The organism is Pseudomonas syringae pv. tomato str. DC3000 (genome assembly GCF_000007805.1).
Classification (GTDB): Bacteria; Pseudomonadota; Gammaproteobacteria; order Pseudomonadales; family Pseudomonadaceae; genus Aquipseudomonas; species Aquipseudomonas avellanae.
Genome location: NC_004578.1, coordinates 4095371 through 4111103, shown reverse-complemented (window position 1 = coordinate 4111103; position 15733 = coordinate 4095371). Strand labels below are relative to the sequence as shown.

The following is a 15733-nucleotide window of genomic DNA, read 5'->3' as shown; positions in this document are numbered from 1 at the left end:
GGCAAGGGGCAATTCAGGTCGCTGCGGGTGTCACGGGCTTTTCGGTCAGGCTTCTCGCAGCATCGGAGCCGGGGGCCGGATGGAACAGGACATCATCAGATTTTTCACAGACTCAGAATTTCTGGGTATTTCGCTCGCTAACTGGATAGTTGCGGTTTTTGTCTCGACCATGAGCTTTTTGCTGGTCAGGGGTGTTATCGGCTTCGTGCTGCGAAAGATGCGCGCGCAGCCAGTCACGCCCAATCGGCATATGAGCTACATCGTTGTGCAGGTGCTGTCTGGCACCAGTAATACGCTGTTGCTGCTGGCGTCGATTCTGGTCGGCATCGGTATGCTTGATCTGCCGGAGCGTTGGCTTGGGCGAGTGAGCAGTTTGTGGTTCGTGGTCGCGGCGTTGCAGGTCGGGCTGTGGGCGAACCGGGCAATCGCCCTGGCGTTGCACCGCTATTTCGTTCGCCATAACACCGATGAAACCTTTCAGGGCAGTGCCTTGACGACCTTGAGTCTATGGGGCGCGAAGGTGTTGTTGTGGGCAACGGTGGTGATGGCGATGCTGTCGAACGTCGGGGTCAATATCACCGCGTTTGTGGCCAGTCTCGGGGTTGGCGGTATTGCAGTGGCGCTGGCGGTGCAGAACATCCTCGGTGACGTCTTTGCCTCGCTGTCGATTGCAGTGGACAAGCCGTTCGAGATCGGCGATTTCATCGTCGTCGGGGCGCTAGCGGGTACGGTCGAGCACGTCGGCCTGAAGACCACGCGCATTCGCAGCCTGGGTGGCGAACAGATCGTGATGGCTAACGCAGACATGATCAACAGCACCATTCAGAACTACAAACGCTTGCAGGAACGACGCATCGTCTTTGACTTCAGGCTCACCTATGACTGCTCTGCCGATCAGGTGCGCGAAGTGCCGAAGAAGGTCGAGAAGATCATCAACGCGCAGAAGCTGGCGCGCTTCGACCGCTCGCATTTCCGTGGCTTTGGCGAGACGTCGCTGGAGTTCGAGACTGTCTTTATCGTTCTCGACCCCAGCTATAACGTCTATATGGATGTGCAGCAGGCGATCAATCTCGAGATCATGGAAGCCTTTGCCGAGATGGATGTGCGTTTCGCATTCCCGTCCCGCACGGTGTACGTGGCGTCCTTGCCACCTGTGAAAACCTCACGGCACACCGCGCTGGAAGCTGCCGACGCTAACGCGTAAGCAGTTTTATCAGGCGGGAAAGTGCAAGGCGTTGGTCAGGTCGCCCATGGGCGCCTGGCCGCGCGCGATCATCGCTTCGTCGCGGCGTTTCAGGCCGTCGAGTTTTTCCAGACCGTGAACGCGGGTGATCAGGCGCAGGATCGAGGCCGTGTCGTAAACCGTGTGGTCCACTTTGCCTTTGCGCGCGAACGGTGAAATCACCAGTGCCGGAATACGCGTGCCGGGGCCGAAGCGGTCGCCTTTGGGCGGTGCGACGTGGTCCCACCAGCCGCCGTTCTCGTCGACCGTGACGACGATGACCATGTTGTCCCACTGCGGGCTGTTGCGCAGCACCTTGATCACCCGGTCGATGTGCCGGTCACCCGACGCCACGTCGGCATAACCGGCGTGCATGTTCAGGTTGCCCTGAGGTTTGTAGAAGGCCACGGCAGGCAACTTGCCCGCTTCTGCGTCCGCGAGGAAGCGATTGGTGCTCGATTCGTCGCCCAGGCCGCCATCGCGCAGGCGCTTTTTGCGTTCTTCAGGGTTCTGCGGGCCTTGCTGTTTGAAGTAGTTGAACGGCTGGTGATGGTATTGAAAATTGGGGATTTTCGGGATGCCGGTGGAGTCCTTGAATTCATCCAGCGTCACTTGCCAGGCCCCGGCGTACCAGGCCCAGTCGACATTCCTTTTCGACAGCTTGTCACCGATGTGCTCGTGGCTTTGCGGCACCAGCACGTTGGCCAGGTCCGGTTTGGAGTAATCCGGGTTCTGCGGGTCGCGCAGCCAGGTTGGCCAGTACGGCGGGGCCAGGGTGTTGACGGCGTAGTTGTCCGGGGTGATGGCGCTGGGGCCGAACTGTGGAGGCCCTTCCATGGCGCTGGCGGGTGACTTGTCCAGTGGTTTGAGGCGCGAGTCCAGCGGATTCATGCTCTGCAACGAGGCGATCTGCGACTTTGCAGGCGAGTCGGCGGCGTTCGGGTAGATCGGCGCAGTGGCCGAGATCAGGTATTGATGGTTGAGGAACGAACCGCCGAATGCGCCCTGAAAGAAGTTATCGCACAGCACGAATTCCTTGGCGACGTCCCACAGACGCAACGAGTACTGCGTCTGCGCGTAGTTGCCCATGGTCAGCCCGCCGGCATCGGCCCAGGCGACGAACCGGTCGTTCTTGCCGTCGTTGATCTGCATCTGGTTCTGATAGAAAACGTGCCACAGGTCGCGGGTGACCAGGCTCAGCGGCAGGTCCTCGGCGTTGGGTCCCTTGAGCGGGAAGGGCGCGTTAGGCAGGTTTTCCTGAAACTGCACGCCCACCGGGTAGGTCACGCCGTCGACGGTCTGCGGCCCGACTTGCAGGACACCGCCCCAGGCCGGCGGCAGTTTGTCCAGCAGGGTGCCATTGCGGTCGCGCTGCACATAATCGGCAGGCCTGACGGAAGACAGGGGTTTCTGCACGCCCGGGAAATTCCCGAACAGGTTATTGAAGCTGCGGTTTTCGGCGTAGATGACCACCACGGTCTTGACGTTTTCACGCAGTGCGCGGTCCAGCGCCGGTCCGACCAGATGATGTTTTTCAGCCTCTGCGGGCGGTCTTTCATGAGCCGAGACGTAACCACTGAGCGTCACACCTGCGCCCAAGGCTGCCATACCACCGAGAAAACGACGGCGGCCGGGGTTCTCGTTGGTGTTTTCGTCTTCTGGTTTGTCGCTCATGCCGAATACCCGCGCTGGTTAGTTTGTTACCAAAGATTTCAGGCGAGCGTAGCGATGAAATATGACGGTATTGCTACACGTTGCCGGGGTATCAAGGCGCAAGTGGCGCGGTGTAGCGATCGATGATTCGCTGGATTTCTCCCGACATACGCATTCGTACCAGTGTGCGCAGAATCCTGTTCACCGGCAGGTCCGGGTTGTTACGAATCAGGCAGGCTGCGGGCTGGTCAGCAACCAGGGCAATAGGCTTGAGTTTTTTGCCGGTGGGCAGGCTTCGATTGGTCCAGTCGAGGATCAACTGATTGGTCACGGCGTAGTTGTAGCGTCCTGCCATCAACTTGCCCAGCGTCTGGCTTTGAGTGCGTGCGTCTTCACGATTCAACTGGTGGCTGTCGAACAGGTGCTGCAGGGCAGGGTAGTTGTAGCCCAGCACGGTGCCGACGGTCTCGGTATCGAACTGCTCGGGGTAAGGCCCGGCAGCGGTCTCGGCCGAGGCCACCAGCCAGTCGCGCTGGTAGAGAATCGGCAGGCTCCATAAATAGTCGCCTGACAGGTCGGGATACCATGCCTGGGCGCTGTAGCAATGGATGTCCACTTCGTCGCGCTCAAGCGCCCCTTGAATGCGCAGGCGCGGCATGACGTGGTACTCAGCTTCTCTGCCCACCTGATGCGCAAGGCTTTGCATGATATCGAACAGAATGCCGGATTCGGGCTGGTAGTCGGTGATGTGCATCATCGGCATGCTCCAGCCCTCGTTTACCGCAAAGCGCAGCGATGCCTGCCCCGCCTGGCTGGTTTGCACGAATGAGAGCAACAGGCCCGTCGCGATCACGATCGCACGGGCAGTTTGAGGCCGTGCAAGAGCCCGGATACAGCGCTTCAATTCATCCATTTAGCTAGCGTAGACACAATAGAGACGGACACCGGATGCAATTTTGCCCCTGCTCGGCTAGCATTGGCGGTCTTCCGCTTACCAGTTGCGACGGTTTTCAATGAGTTATCAGGTTCTTGCACGTAAATGGCGTCCGCGCTCGTTCCGCGAAATGGTCGGCCAGGCCCATGTGCTCAAGGCCCTGATCAACGCGCTGGACAGCCAGCGCCTGCACCACGCCTATCTGTTTACAGGTACGCGAGGCGTCGGCAAGACCACCATTGCGCGGATCATCGCCAAGTGCCTGAACTGCGAAACCGGCATCACCTCGACGCCCTGCGGCACCTGTTCGGTGTGCAAGGAGATCGACGAAGGCCGTTTTGTCGACCTGATCGAGATCGACGCCGCCAGCCGCACCAAGGTCGAAGACACCCGCGAGCTGCTGGACAACGTGCAGTACGCGCCCAGTCGCGGACGCTTCAAGGTCTACCTGATCGACGAAGTGCACATGCTCTCCAGCCACTCGTTCAATGCCTTGCTCAAGACGCTTGAAGAGCCGCCGCCCTACGTCAAGTTCATTCTGGCCACCACTGATCCGCAAAAGTTGCCGGCGACCATTCTGTCGCGCTGCCTGCAGTTTTCCCTGAAAAACATGACGCCCGAGCGCGTTGTCGAGCATCTGACCCACGTGCTGGGCGTCGAAAACGTGCCGTTTGAAGATGACGCGCTGTGGTTGCTCGGGCGCGCTGCCGACGGTTCGATGCGCGATGCCATGAGCCTCACCGATCAGGCGATTGCCTTTGGTGAAGGCAAGGTCATGGCGGCCGACGTGCGCGCCATGCTCGGCACGCTGGATCACGGCCAGGTTTTCGATGTGCTGACCGCGCTGCTGGAAGGTGACGCCCGTGGTGTGCTGGAAGCCGTGCGCCATCTGGCCGAGCAGGGGCCTGACTGGAATGGCGTACTCTCGGAAATTCTCAACGTGCTGCACCGCGTGGCAATTGCCCAGGCGTTGCCCGAAGGCGTCGACAACGGCCATGGCGACCGCGACCGGGTGCTGGCCCTGGCGCAGGCACTGCCCGCCGAAGACGTGCAGTTTTATTACCAGATGGGCCTGATCGGCCGTCGTGACCTGCCGCTGGCACCGGACCCGCGTGGCGGTTTCGAGATGGTCCTGCTGCGCATGCTGGCGTTTCGTCCGGCTGACAGCGAAGACGCTCCCAGGCAACCGCTAAAGCCAGTGGGGATCAGCCAGGCCACGGCTGATTCCCGCAAAACGGTGGCTGATGCGACACCTGTTGCATCGCCCGCTTCGACGCCGCCGGTCGTGGCTGCGCCTGACCCTGCCTTCGAAGCGCAGCCGCCTGCGTATGCGCCGGCGCCGGCTGCTGTTCAGCCAGAGGCAAAAGCCGAGCCTGCGCCGCAAATCAAACCCGAGCCTGAGCCGCAGCCTGAACCCAAGCCTGCGCCGGTCGAAGAAATCGATCTGCCGTGGAACGAGTCGAAAGCGCCGGTGGCCGAAAAGCCTGCCGAGCCCGAGCCCGAGCCCGAGCCCGAGCCCGATCCTGTGGCAGAAGTTGAAGCAGAGCCCCAGCCTGAGCCGGTAGCCGAACCGGTTCTGGAAACGGTTTCCGAGCAGCCGGACCTCACGCCGATGCCAGCCCCTGCGCCCGCCAGCCCCGTGCCGGATGCGCCGCAGGCCCAGCCGTCGCCGCCGGTTGAGGAACAGCAGGTCACGCCTGCGATGCTCGAAGCGATTCCTGACTCAGCCTATCTGTCCGCCCCGATGGACCGCGATGACGAACCGCCAGCGGACGACGATTACGTCGAGCCGGACATCGACATCGACCCGGCGTCGTATAGCTATCTGGATGAACTGGCCCACGAGAGCGTCGTCGAGCTCGAGGCCGTTGAGCCCGAGCCTGCTCCGGCCGCCATGCCGGCCACCGGTCTTGCTGCCGATTGGCTTGAAGTGTTTCCCAAACTGCCAATCTCCGGCATGACCGGCAGCATCGCCGCCAACTGCACATTGATGGCGGTCGATGGCGACAACTGGCTGCTGCACCTGGACCCGGCGCACAGCGCGCTGTTCAACTCCACGCAACAGCGCCGCTTGAACGATGCGTTGAACCAGTACCATGGGCGCACGATCAACCTGAGTATCGAGCTGATCAAGCCCGAGCAGGAAACCCCTGCCCAGGCCGCTTCACGCTTGCGCACCGAACGCCAGCGTCAGGCCGAAGCCTCGATTCAGGCTGACCCGTACATCCAGCAGATGCTCCAGCAGTTTGGCGCTGTGATCCGCGAAGATACGATCAAGCCCGTGGACGCGCCGGTGGTGCAGACTCAATAATTGAAGACAGGGCGCCTTCGGCGCCGCGCAAACAAACCATGCATTTTCGAGGAGATATCCCATGATGAAAGGTGGCATGGCTGGCCTGATGAAGCAGGCGCAGCAAATGCAGGAAAAAATGGCCAAGATGCAGGAAGAACTGGCCAACGCGGAAGTTACCGGTCAATCGGGCGCAGGCCTGGTGAGTGTGGTGATGACCGGTCGTCACGACGTCAAGCGCATCAATCTGGATGACAGCCTGATGCAAGAAGACAAGGAAGTGCTGGAAGACCTGATCGCCGCCGCCGTCAACGACGCCGTGCGCAAGATCGAACAGGCCAGTCAGGACAAGACCGCCTCCATGACCGCCGGCATGCAACTGCCACCGGGCATGAAACTGCCGTTCTGATGGCAACTGCGCAATGATTGATGCCAGGCCAGGTGCCTGGCATTTTTCTGTCTGCATGCGACGCGGAGCGTCGCACGATATGTGCATGACGCTGGGCGCTCTGCATTGGCACGACCGTTACATCAAGTCAGCCGGAGCAAACCCCACAATCGCCTTGGTCTCCAGATACTCCTCGAACCCATGCACGCCATATTCACGCCCATTACCCGAACGCTTATAGCCGCCGAACGGCGCCATCGGGTTCCAGGAAGGATAGTTCAGGTGCACCTGGCCGGCGCGAATGCGCGAAGCCACCGAGCGGGCCAGCTCAAGGTCCTGGCCCTGAACGTGCGCGCCCAGCCCATAAACCGTATCGTTGGCAATCGCCACCGCTTCATCGATCGTATCGTAGGCAATCAGGCACAGCACCGGACCAAAAATCTCCTCACGGGCGATGCGCATCGACGAATCCACCTCGGAAAACACCGTCGGCCGCGTATAAAAGCCCTGCTCGTGACCTTGCACACGGCCCGGCCCGCCACAGACCAGTTTTGCACCCTCACAGATACCCGCATTGATCATCGCCTGCACGCGATGAAACTGGGCTTCGTTGGCAATCGGCCCCAGCACGGTGTGTTCCAGTTGCGGATCACCGACGACGATCGTCCCGGCCGTCTGGGCAGCCAGCGCTTCGACTTCTGCCAGGCGGTTTCTCGGCACGATCATGCGCGTCGGTGCGCTGCATGACTGGCCGACGTTACGAAACGCAGCCATCACCCCAGGCGGCACAGCGTTGGCGAAGTCGGCGTCAGGCAGCAGAATGTTCGGCGATTTGCCGCCCAGTTCCTGGGTGACGCGCTTGACGGTCGGCGCAGCTGCCTGCGCGACCAAAGCGCCCGCACGGTTCGAACCGGTGATCGAAATCATGTCGATGTCAGGATGCGCAGCCATCGCGCCGCCCACTTCAGGGCCGCTGCCATTGACCAGATTGAACACCCCAGGCGGCAGCCCGGCATCGTGCACCAGTTGCGCGAACAGCAATGCGCTCAATGGCGACAGTTCGCTGGGCTTGAGGACCACCGTGCAACCGGCAGCGATGGCCGGGGCAACTTTGGCGGTTATTTGATAGAGCGGCCAGTTCCACGGCGTGATCAGCGCGCACACACCGATCGGTTCACGTTCGATGGCCGTGCCGCCTTCGACCGTCTGGAAGCGATAGGTTGCCAGCAGATCGCGCGCAACCCGCACGTGCTCGGCGGCGAGCGGCACCTGCATGGCACGCGCAGAACTGATGGCTGCGCCCATTTCCAGCGAGATCGCCTGCGCAAGCTCTTCCTTGCGCTCGATGATCAGCTCATGAATCCGGCCGATGACCTGCGCGCGAACCTCAGGCGAGGTGCCGGACCAGCCCGCAAAGGCCGCACGAGCGGCTGCAACGGCGCGGTCTACATCGGCAGCGGAACCACTGGCAACGTGCGCCACGACCTCTTCAGTCGCCGGGTTGACCACCGCAATACTGACGGGGCTCAGCGGCGCAGACCAGTGACCATCGATGTAGAATTTTTGCGCCGTGTGCGGATCAACGCGATGGCTGTTCAAGGGCTGTGTGGTCATCCAGCGGGCTCCCTGGAGCGATAATGATTTGATAGCCATAAGCTAACAAAGCGGTCTGGACAAAGAGCGCCGATCTGGCGGGCTGCAAAGAATAATCTGCTGTATGCAGCCCGCTAACCTCGCGGACCTGTTTCAGCCCGCCATCCGCCCTTGGTTCAGCCAATCGCCTGAGTCACCAGCGCAAACTGCTGCACGTCCGGGCTCTTCGGCGGAGGCGTGCCGAGCACCATGCGCGGCGCTCTGTCGACACACGCCAGGCCCAAGCTTTCCAGCCACGGCGCGAGCCCGCAGTCGGCCATGATGTCGAAACGCACAAACCGCTCGGGTATCAGGCGCAGCAAGTGGGTGATCAACCGTTGCGCCTGCCCGACATCCTGCGCGACCACCGGGCCGATGATATGGCCGCGACCAAAGCGCCGTAGCAGGGCGATACCTTGCAACTGGCCATCATGCTCGATACCCACCGCCTGTTCGGCATCATGCAGCAGATCGGTCAGCACCACGCTGCGGTCCAGACCGCTGCCAGCGTTAGCCAGGCGGATCAACTCGGCGTGGTCGGCAGGCCCCAGTGTCCGAACAGGCAAGCCCTCGCCCAGCCTTTCAGCATCAGGCACCTGAGCAATGCCCTGATGCTGTTGAATCCGTGCAAAGTCAACGAAACCCATGCTCCTGTAGAGCGGTGCGCCCGACTCCGTGGCATTGAGGATCGGCGTGCGGGGCGCGGTGGCGTCCAGGCACAGGTTCATCAAGCGACGACCGAGGCCTTTGCCCTGATGTTCGTCACTGACAATCACCAGGCCAATCGACGACCAGTCGCCCTGATGACAGGTGAAGGCTACGCCCACCAGTTGCCCGTCATGTTCGGCGACAAAGCCATCCGAGGTGCGTTGCACCATCGCCCAGTCCTCTTCGCGGTGTGGCCATTTGAGGTGCACCGACAGCGCATGGGCTGCCAGTGTGTCTGCGGCAGTGGCCGGGCGGTAGTGATAGCGGATGTCCGAAGTCGTGGGCATGGCGCCTTCCTGAGAATGAATGATCGGGCTCATATCAGCTTGCCTGCGCTCATCAGGCTGGAGACAAACGGCGTTTCGATAGCACTTGGGTCAGTAAAGCGGCGGATATCGAATGGGCTGATCAGCGTGCGAGTGCTGCCGGTGCTGATCAGCTCGGCCATCACGTCACCGACACCAGGGCCGAGCTGGAAGCCATGACCGCAGAAGCCGAAGGCGTAGAACAGGCCATCGACCTTGCCGCTGCGGCCCATGATGGGCAGCGAGTCCGGGGTGTAGCTTTCGATGCCGCTCCAGACGCGGATGATGTTGAGCTTTTCTGCGCCGGGTATCAGGCGGCTCATCTGTTTCATCTGGTTGATCAGGCTTTGCGGCTTGAAATAGGCGCGACGGTTGACCATGTCCGGCTTGTTGCGATTGCCGCCGCCAATGATGATGTTGCCGCGTGGGATCTGGCGGAAATAGATCACTTCCTCTTTGATTTTGGTGAACACCCCGATGACCGTGGGCAGGGCGTAGGGCACCGGTTCGGTCACGGACATTTGCGGGCCGTTGGGCTCCAGCGGAACCGGCTCGCCAAACTGCTCGGCCAGCTTGGCCGCCCAGGCTCCTGCGGTGATCAGCAGTTGCTCGGCGACGAACAGCTAGCCGTCAGTGGTGGTGACGTGAAACTCGCCGCCGACCTTCTGCACCTCGGCCACTTCGGTGCGCTCTTCGATTCTTGCCCCGGCGCGAATCGCCGCACGGGCGAAGGCGGGTGCGGCCAGGCGCGGGTTTGCGTGCCCGTCGTGCGGCGCATAAGAGCCGCCTTTGACCTCCGGGCCGAGAAACGCGAAGCGCTCATGCAGCGCCTTGCCTCTGATGACCTGCAAATCCAGCTCGCGGGCTTCGGGTGCCGCGGCGTAGGCCTCCAGCTCGGCGATTTCGTCTTCGCGATAACACACGCGCATGTGGCCGCTGGGAATGAACTCCAGGTCTTCGCCGATCAGCTCGGGCAGGCGTTTCCACAGCGCCCAGGAGCGATTGGAGAGTTCAAGCTGGCCGAGAAACCGGCCCTGACGGCGCACATTGCCGAAGTTGACGCCGCTGGCGTACTGGCCGATCTGGTCGCGTTCCAGCAGGGTCACCGAGCGCCCGTGCTGGCGCAGGAAAAACGCCGATGACGAGCCCATGAAGCCGCCACCGATAATCAGAACGTCGCTTTTTTGCGGGGTCATGAGGTGCTCCCGATAATGTTCATCGTACGGCGCGCGCCAGGGCTTCGATCTCGATCAGGTAGCCGTGATGCAATTCTGGAACCGGCACCACAGCGCGGGCCGGACGATGCTCGCCCAGATAGCGCGCATAGATCCGGTCGAAATCAGGCCAGTGCCGGATACCGGCTACATAGACCGTCACTTTGAGCAGGTCATCCGTGCCACAACCTGCTGCGCCCAGTATCGCGACCAGATTGTCCAGCGCAATGGCCGCCTGCACCTCGAACGGCTCGTCAACGCTGTGGCTGCCGTCGGCGCGCACCGGCAATTGCCCGGAAACATGCAAAATGCCTAGGTGCAGCACCGCCTGGGAATAGTGCCCGCCCGGCGCTGCGGCCGAGGGGGTGCGAATCAGTTCGATATCACCAGCCATGCAGACGACTCCAGATGTGCACTGCGCCTTCGGCGTCGCAGGCGTGATAGTCCGGGAATTGCGCGCCGGTCGCGCACGCGTGATTGGGCAGAATGCGCAGCCGGCTGCCAATCGGGAAGCGGCCGGTGATGTCTGTGCTGTCGCCTGTGGCGAGGGTGATAATGCCGTGCTCCTGATTGGCCCCGGTCACTCGCGCGCCATCGATCCACTCGCCGGTTTCAGTGCAGACCTGGCCGTAACCGAAATCCTGACGCTGGCGCTGGGTGCCGCGATCCCGGCTCATGGCCATCCAGCCTGCGTCGACGATAACCCAGCCCTTGTCCTGCTGATGGCCGATAACGGTGGTCAGCACGCTCAAGGCCAGCTCGTCTGCACCGCACACGCCGATGTTGTGCATCACCAGATCGAAGAACACATACACGCCCGCGCGCACCTCGGTCACGCCTGCAAGACCTTGCGCAGACAATGCGGTGGGTGTCGAGCCGATGCTGACTTCCGGGCAGGGCAGCCCGGCTTGGCGAATGCGTTCGGCGGCGCTGACGCAGAGCAGGCGTTCCTGTTCGGCCAGGGCTTGCAGTGCTTCAGGCGTGTCGAGGTCGTAGCTGGAGCCTGCGTGGGTCATGACCCCGCGCAGTTGCATGCCGCCTTCGACCAGTGTTCTCGCCACCTCGATCAACGCGTTGTCTTCGACCGTCAGCCCCGAGCGATGGCCATCGCAATCGATCTCGATCCATACCTGGAATTGCTCATCGTGCTGCTGGCCAAAGGCAACAATGGCCTGTGCTGCGACCACGCTGTCGGTCAGGATGCTCAGGCGGCAGCCAATGCGCCGCAGCTTGAGTGCCTGATCCAGTTTGCCGGGTGCAATGGCAACGGCGTAAAACACGTCGCTGATGCCCTCGGCAAAACAGTGCTCGGCCTCTTTCAGGGTCGAGACCGTCACACCACGGGCACCCGCAGCCATCTGCGCCTGAATGACCGGCAGCGACTTGCTGGTCTTGACGTGCGGGCGCAAGCGCACGCCCAGTTCATTCATGCGTTGCTGCATGCGCTGAATGTTGCGCTGCATGCGCGGCATGTCCAGCAGTGCAACAGGCGTATCGAGAGAGGGCAGAAAAGCTGACATGGGCAAGGCTCGCATGACGGGGTACGACAGGCACTCTACTCACTGATGATGAAGCTGTGGTTCAATGGATTGTCATCAATCCTTAAGCTGAGCTGAATGATCGCCATCGAAGACCTGCGTCTGGCCGTGACGCTTTCGCGCTGTGAATCCCTCAGTGCTGCCGCCCGAGTGCTGAATGTCTCGCCGCCCGCGTTGTCGATGCGCTTGCGCAAACTGGAGACGCAACTGGGTATCACCCTGGCCAACCGCGACGCCAGACGCCTGAGCCTGACCGCCGATGGCGAACGTTTCGCACGGGAAAGCGCGCACCTGCTGGAACAGCTTGAAGCGCTTCCGGAATCTTTCAAACAGCGCGACGAACGACTGGTCGGCACCCTGCGCCTGGCTGCGCCGTTTGGTTATGGCCGGCAGCGCATTGCGCCGCTGCTGGCACGCTTCGCCAAGCTGCATCCGCAATTATCCCTGCACCTGGACCTGCGCGAAACGCCGTGGCCGGATCGCCACGACAGCGACGCGGTGATTCACATCGGTAACCTCAATGACAGCCTGTGGATCGCCAGGCCTCTGGCGCAGAACCATCGCTGGCTGTGCGCCAGCCCGGCTTATCTTGAGCAGCACGGCGTGCCTTCGATGCCCGATGAACTGGCCAGCCACCGCTGCATCTGCATTCGTGAAAACGACGAAGACGTGACCCTCTGGCACCTGAGCAAGGGGCACGCAAAAAAGACCCTGCGCATCGAGCCCGCACTGCTCAGCAACGACGGCTCGGTGGCGCGGCGCTGGGCCGAGCAGGGGCTGGGGATCGTGTTGCGCTCGCAGTGGGATGTCAGCGATGCGATCGCCAGCGGCAACCTGGTGCGCGTCCTTGCCGATTGGCAACTGGCCAGCGCCCCGATCAACCTGCTGGTGCCTGTGCGCAAGCACCGCAGCGCGAGGGTGCAGGCACTGACGGAGTTTCTGGAGACGACGTTGAAGGGCTGATCACGTCAGTCGCACAGGCGCTATTGGTCGCAGTATCGAACACCTCAATTGACGCTCACAGCAACGCGCGGGTATAAACCGCGTCTTGTGTTTTTGTCGGATTTTTCTCCATGAGCTTCAGCCCCCTGATTCGCCAGTTGATCGATGCCTTCCGCGTGCTGCCGGGCGTAGGTCAGAAAACCGCGCAACGCATGGCGTTGCAGCTGCTGGAGCGCGACCGCAGCGGCGGTTCGCGGCTGGCATTGGCGTTGGGGCAGGCAATGGATGGCGTCGGTCATTGCCGCTTGTGCCGCACGCTGACCGAAGAAGAGCTCTGCCCGCAGTGTTCCGACCTGCGTCGCAATGACACCCTGCTGTGCGTGGTCGAAGGCCCGACGGATGTCTATGCGGTGGAGCAGACCGGTTATCGCGGTCGTTATTTCGTGCTCAAGGGCCACCTGTCGCCCCTCGACGGCCTGGGCCCGGAGGCCATCGGCATTCCGCAACTGATGGAGCGCATCAGCCAGCAGGCCACCTTCACGGAAGTGATTCTGGCCACCAACCCGACCGTGGAGGGCGAGGCCACCGCGCACTACATCGCCCAGTTGCTCCACGACAAAGGCCTGGTGGCCTCGCGCATTGCCCACGGCGTGCCGCTGGGTGGCGAGCTGGACCTGGTTGACGGCGGCACCCTGGCGCACTCGTTTGCCGGGCGCAAACCGATTGCCTTGTGAAGCCGTTCAACTGCTTCGCTGTCAGTAGCGCGGGGTGATATCCCGCTCTACAGGCGGCGCATCGGGGTCCTGACCGGCCGGAAACTTGCCTTTCAGGTGCCAGGCGAAGGCGATGATTTCGGCAATCGTGCGGTACAGCGGCTCGGGGATGCTGTCGCCCAGCTCCATGCGGGCCAGCAGTTTGACCAACTCGGCGTTTTCGTAGATCGGCACTTCGTATTCGCGGGCAATGGCCAGAATGGCTTCGGCCAACTGGTCGTCACCCTTGGCGCTGAGGGTCGGCGCCTGTTGGCCGTCGTAGCTCAGGGCGATGGCCTGGCGCGGGACATGATCGGGTAGGGTCATCAGGCGTTCTCGTCGATCCAGCGTTGTTCGAGGGCGGTGCGCGGCCCTTGCGGCGGAACGCCATGGCTGCACGCCAGTTCCCCGACGGCCAGGCCGCAGGCAATCAGGCGCTCGCGCAAATGCCCCAGTTCATGTTCGATCAGTGTTGCGCTATCCGGGCGCTCGGCCCATAACTGGCTGGACAGCGTGCCGCGCAGCAGTTGCGCATGCACCTGCATGGGGCCAAGCGGCTCCAGGTCGAAAGCCAGATCGACTTTCCAGAGTTTTTCACGGGTTTCCTTGATCTCGATATCGTCGCGGTCTTCGGTGGCGTCCTGATCAGGCTTGTCTTCGCGCTGCACCTTGACCTGCAACGGCACGATGTCATGGGCGTTGCGCATCGGCACTTCCAGTTGCCATGTAGTCACCTGAGTGCCATCGGCATTGGTACGGGTCTGCTCCAGGCCGCCCAACTGGTGGCTTTGCAGGCGCGAAACAGCGGCGGCCGCGAGTTTGAGCAGAATCTCCAGGTCGTCCTCTTTTTCGCCACCGCTGACGTTGCGCGACGGCAACGGAAAGATGCTTGGCTGGGTGCGCGCAGCCACCAGCCCCAGGGTGCCCAGCGCATTGCGAATGGCGTTGGGCATGGCCCGCGCCAGGGTGTTGGACGCAGCGGCGGCGCTGTAAGTGGTGTTTTCCGGCAGGCCGGGCAGAATCTGCGCGATCAGGCGCATCAGGTTGGCCTTCATGTCCGGGACCTGCGCCGGATTGAGCCCGGCGAGCAGTTTTGCTTCCAGAAATGCGCCGCTGGCATTGAGCGCCTGCGCAACGCCTTTGGGTGTGGTCATCTGATCGATATCGGGCAAATCGTCCAGCAACTGGCCGATGGCGGCTTGCAGCGGCGCGCTGATGGCTGGCGTGTTCGCAACCGGATTGCTGTTCGCCGCCGTGTTGCTCTGCACGTTTTGCAGATTTTGCAGGGCATTGATCAGGGTGCTCAGCGAGCCCTGACGGTTTTGCTGGGTGGCCAGTTGTTGCGCCACTGCCAGTTGATCAAAGCGACCGGGCAGGGCGACGAAATTCAGTGCCTGACTGCCTTGCACCTGGGCACTCAACAGGCTGCCGACGGTCAACGGCTGCGGGCTTTCGATGGTCAGGCTGGAGCCTGCCAGTGCGGTGTTGAGCAGCATCACGATGGAGCGGTACGTGGGCGTTGCCGCAGCCGGGTTTTGCCCGGCCAGCAGGTTGACCGCCTGCGCGATCGCCTGGCTGGTCATGACCTTGCCTTGCAACAGGGTGCCGACCGGCAACCGCTGAGTATCGAGGCTGGTCATCGAGTTTTTCAGCGCGCTGTTGAGCTGTTGCAGGGTCAGTGTCAGTTCGTTGGACGACGCCTGCGCCACCTGCAACAGGCTACCGGGCGTGAACGGTACGCTGCTGGTGACCGGCAGGCTGGTCTGGGTGCCATTGGCCAGCACCAGACGCAGCAGCAACTGGAAGTTCTGGTTGACCTGCTTGAGGGTCAGTACTTCGGCGTCGGCGGTCTCGCCTTCGGGGATGAGATTTTCCGCCGATTGCACTAAGGTCAGGACCTGCGCAGGGGAGATGCCGGCGCGCAGCAATGTGGTGATGGCGGTAGCCGCCGGAACGCTGGTGATGTCGCCTGTCATTGAAATGTCGACCTGAGGAAATTGCCCCTTTGATAACAGGACTCGTATGTATAATACCGGCCGAAACCGGGCTGGCCGCCATTAAGTTCTCTTCATGTAACGGCTGCATCAATCCTGACTTGAACCGTCTTTTACTCCGTATGTGTCTGTTTTGACACATTTCGCGACGCAACAGCACT

The 15733-nt window shown here is 61.9% G+C and carries 13 protein-coding genes and 1 pseudogene; 5 read left to right on the top strand and 9 right to left on the bottom strand.

The genetic code is table 11. The annotated features are described in order from the left end of the window. Positions 1 to 79: 79 nt before the first annotated feature. Positions 80 to 1204, top strand: a complete 1125-nt coding sequence (locus PSPTO_RS18860; protein ID WP_011104649.1) for a mechanosensitive ion channel family protein — start codon at positions 80 to 82, stop codon at positions 1202 to 1204. A 9-nt stretch (positions 1205 to 1213) separates the two neighbouring features. On the opposite strand, the gene PSPTO_RS18855 is transcribed toward PSPTO_RS18860, so the two are convergent. Both PSPTO_RS18855 and PSPTO_RS18850 read right to left on the bottom strand, forming a co-directional pair. Next, positions 1214 to 2896 carry an acid phosphatase gene (locus PSPTO_RS18855; RefSeq protein WP_011104648.1) on the bottom strand — a complete coding sequence of 561 codons (1683 nt, stop codon included), beginning with the start codon at positions 2894 to 2896 and terminating at the stop codon, positions 1214 to 1216. A 91-nt stretch (positions 2897 to 2987) separates the two neighbouring features. Then, positions 2988 to 3788: a substrate-binding periplasmic protein gene (locus PSPTO_RS18850; RefSeq protein WP_005765281.1), complete on the bottom strand. Its 801-nt coding sequence runs from the start codon at positions 3786 to 3788 to the stop codon at positions 2988 to 2990. Between the two features lie 100 nt (positions 3789 to 3888). Between PSPTO_RS18850 and dnaX the strand changes: the two genes are divergently transcribed. Further along, positions 3889 to 6120 carry a DNA polymerase III subunit gamma/tau gene (gene dnaX, locus PSPTO_RS18845; protein WP_011104647.1) on the top strand — a complete coding sequence of 744 codons (2232 nt, stop codon included), beginning with the start codon at positions 3889 to 3891 and terminating at the stop codon, positions 6118 to 6120. A gap of 61 nt (positions 6121 to 6181) precedes the next feature. Next, positions 6182 to 6508, top strand: a complete 327-nt coding sequence (locus PSPTO_RS18840) for a YbaB/EbfC family nucleoid-associated protein (RefSeq protein ID WP_002552818.1) — start codon at positions 6182 to 6184, stop codon at positions 6506 to 6508. Between the two features lie 117 nt (positions 6509 to 6625). Here PSPTO_RS18840 and PSPTO_RS18835 read toward each other — a convergent pair whose 3' ends face one another. From PSPTO_RS18835 to PSPTO_RS18815, 5 genes and pseudogenes are all read right to left on the bottom strand, one after another. Then, the gene (locus PSPTO_RS18835) at positions 6626 to 8101 is read right to left on the bottom strand and encodes an aldehyde dehydrogenase family protein (protein ID WP_011104646.1); all 1476 of its coding nucleotides are present in this window, start codon (positions 8099 to 8101) and stop codon (positions 6626 to 6628) included. A 155-nt stretch (positions 8102 to 8256) separates the two neighbouring features. Then, on the bottom strand, positions 8257 to 9114 hold the full coding sequence (locus tag PSPTO_RS18830) for a GNAT family N-acetyltransferase (protein WP_011104645.1): 858 nt from the start codon (positions 9112 to 9114) through the stop codon (positions 8257 to 8259). Between the two features lie 29 nt (positions 9115 to 9143). Beyond that, positions 9144 to 10328, bottom strand: a pseudogene (locus PSPTO_RS18825) (NAD(P)/FAD-dependent oxidoreductase). Positions 10329 to 10347: 19 nt separating this feature from the next. Then, complete coding sequence (locus PSPTO_RS18820) at positions 10348 to 10740, bottom strand: RidA family protein (protein WP_011104644.1); 393 nt, start codon at positions 10738 to 10740, stop codon at positions 10348 to 10350. Then, a complete protein-coding gene (locus PSPTO_RS18815; protein ID WP_011104643.1) occupies positions 10730 to 11866 on the bottom strand; it encodes a DSD1 family PLP-dependent enzyme in 1137 nt (378 codons plus the stop codon). The genes PSPTO_RS18820 and PSPTO_RS18815 overlap by 11 nt, the downstream gene beginning before the upstream one ends. A gap of 96 nt (positions 11867 to 11962) precedes the next feature. On the opposite strand from PSPTO_RS18815, the gene PSPTO_RS18810 reads away from it, so the two are divergent. Together PSPTO_RS18810 and recR are read left to right on the top strand one after the other, a co-directional pair. Then, on the top strand, positions 11963 to 12847 hold the full coding sequence (locus tag PSPTO_RS18810) for a LysR family transcriptional regulator (protein ID WP_005765268.1): 885 nt from the start codon (positions 11963 to 11965) through the stop codon (positions 12845 to 12847). Between the two features lie 110 nt (positions 12848 to 12957). After that, entirely contained in the window at positions 12958 to 13560 is a 603-nt protein-coding gene (gene recR, locus PSPTO_RS18805; protein ID WP_011104642.1) for a recombination mediator RecR, read from the top strand. Between the two features lie 21 nt (positions 13561 to 13581). On the opposite strand, the gene PSPTO_RS18800 is transcribed toward recR, so the two are convergent. Both PSPTO_RS18800 and PSPTO_RS18795 read right to left on the bottom strand, forming a co-directional pair. Next, on the bottom strand, positions 13582 to 13905 hold the full coding sequence (locus PSPTO_RS18800; RefSeq protein ID WP_003383046.1) for an EscU/YscU/HrcU family type III secretion system export apparatus switch protein: 324 nt from the start codon (positions 13903 to 13905) through the stop codon (positions 13582 to 13584). Next, positions 13905 to 15554: a flagellar hook-length control protein FliK gene (locus tag PSPTO_RS18795; RefSeq protein WP_046463732.1), complete on the bottom strand. Its 1650-nt coding sequence runs from the start codon at positions 15552 to 15554 to the stop codon at positions 13905 to 13907. Before PSPTO_RS18795 ends, PSPTO_RS18800 begins: the two co-directional genes overlap by 1 nt. Positions 15555 to 15733: the final 179 nt, after the last annotated feature.

Coding starts and splice junctions, on each gene's coding strand:
- PSPTO_RS18860 (WP_011104649.1), top strand. CDS start 80: ATGGAACAGGACATCATCAGATTTTTCACAGACTCAGAATTTCTGGGT.
- PSPTO_RS18855 (WP_011104648.1), bottom strand. CDS start 2,896: ATGAGCGACAAACCAGAAGACGAAAACACCAACGAGAACCCCGGCCGC.
- PSPTO_RS18850 (WP_005765281.1), bottom strand. CDS start 3,788: ATGGATGAATTGAAGCGCTGTATCCGGGCTCTTGCACGGCCTCAAACT.
- dnaX (WP_011104647.1), top strand. CDS start 3,889: ATGAGTTATCAGGTTCTTGCACGTAAATGGCGTCCGCGCTCGTTCCGC.
- PSPTO_RS18840 (WP_002552818.1), top strand. CDS start 6,182: ATGATGAAAGGTGGCATGGCTGGCCTGATGAAGCAGGCGCAGCAAATG.
- PSPTO_RS18835 (WP_011104646.1), bottom strand. CDS start 8,101: ATGACCACACAGCCCTTGAACAGCCATCGCGTTGATCCGCACACGGCG.
- PSPTO_RS18830 (WP_011104645.1), bottom strand. CDS start 9,114: ATGCCCACGACTTCGGACATCCGCTATCACTACCGCCCGGCCACTGCC.
- PSPTO_RS18820 (WP_011104644.1), bottom strand. CDS start 10,740: ATGGCTGGTGATATCGAACTGATTCGCACCCCCTCGGCCGCAGCGCCG.
- PSPTO_RS18815 (WP_011104643.1), bottom strand. CDS start 11,866: ATGTCAGCTTTTCTGCCCTCTCTCGATACGCCTGTTGCACTGCTGGAC.
- PSPTO_RS18810 (WP_005765268.1), top strand. CDS start 11,963: ATGATCGCCATCGAAGACCTGCGTCTGGCCGTGACGCTTTCGCGCTGT.
- recR (WP_011104642.1), top strand. CDS start 12,958: ATGAGCTTCAGCCCCCTGATTCGCCAGTTGATCGATGCCTTCCGCGTG.
- PSPTO_RS18800 (WP_003383046.1), bottom strand. CDS start 13,905: ATGACCCTACCCGATCATGTCCCGCGCCAGGCCATCGCCCTGAGCTAC.
- PSPTO_RS18795 (WP_046463732.1), bottom strand. CDS start 15,554: ATGACAGGCGACATCACCAGCGTTCCGGCGGCTACCGCCATCACCACA.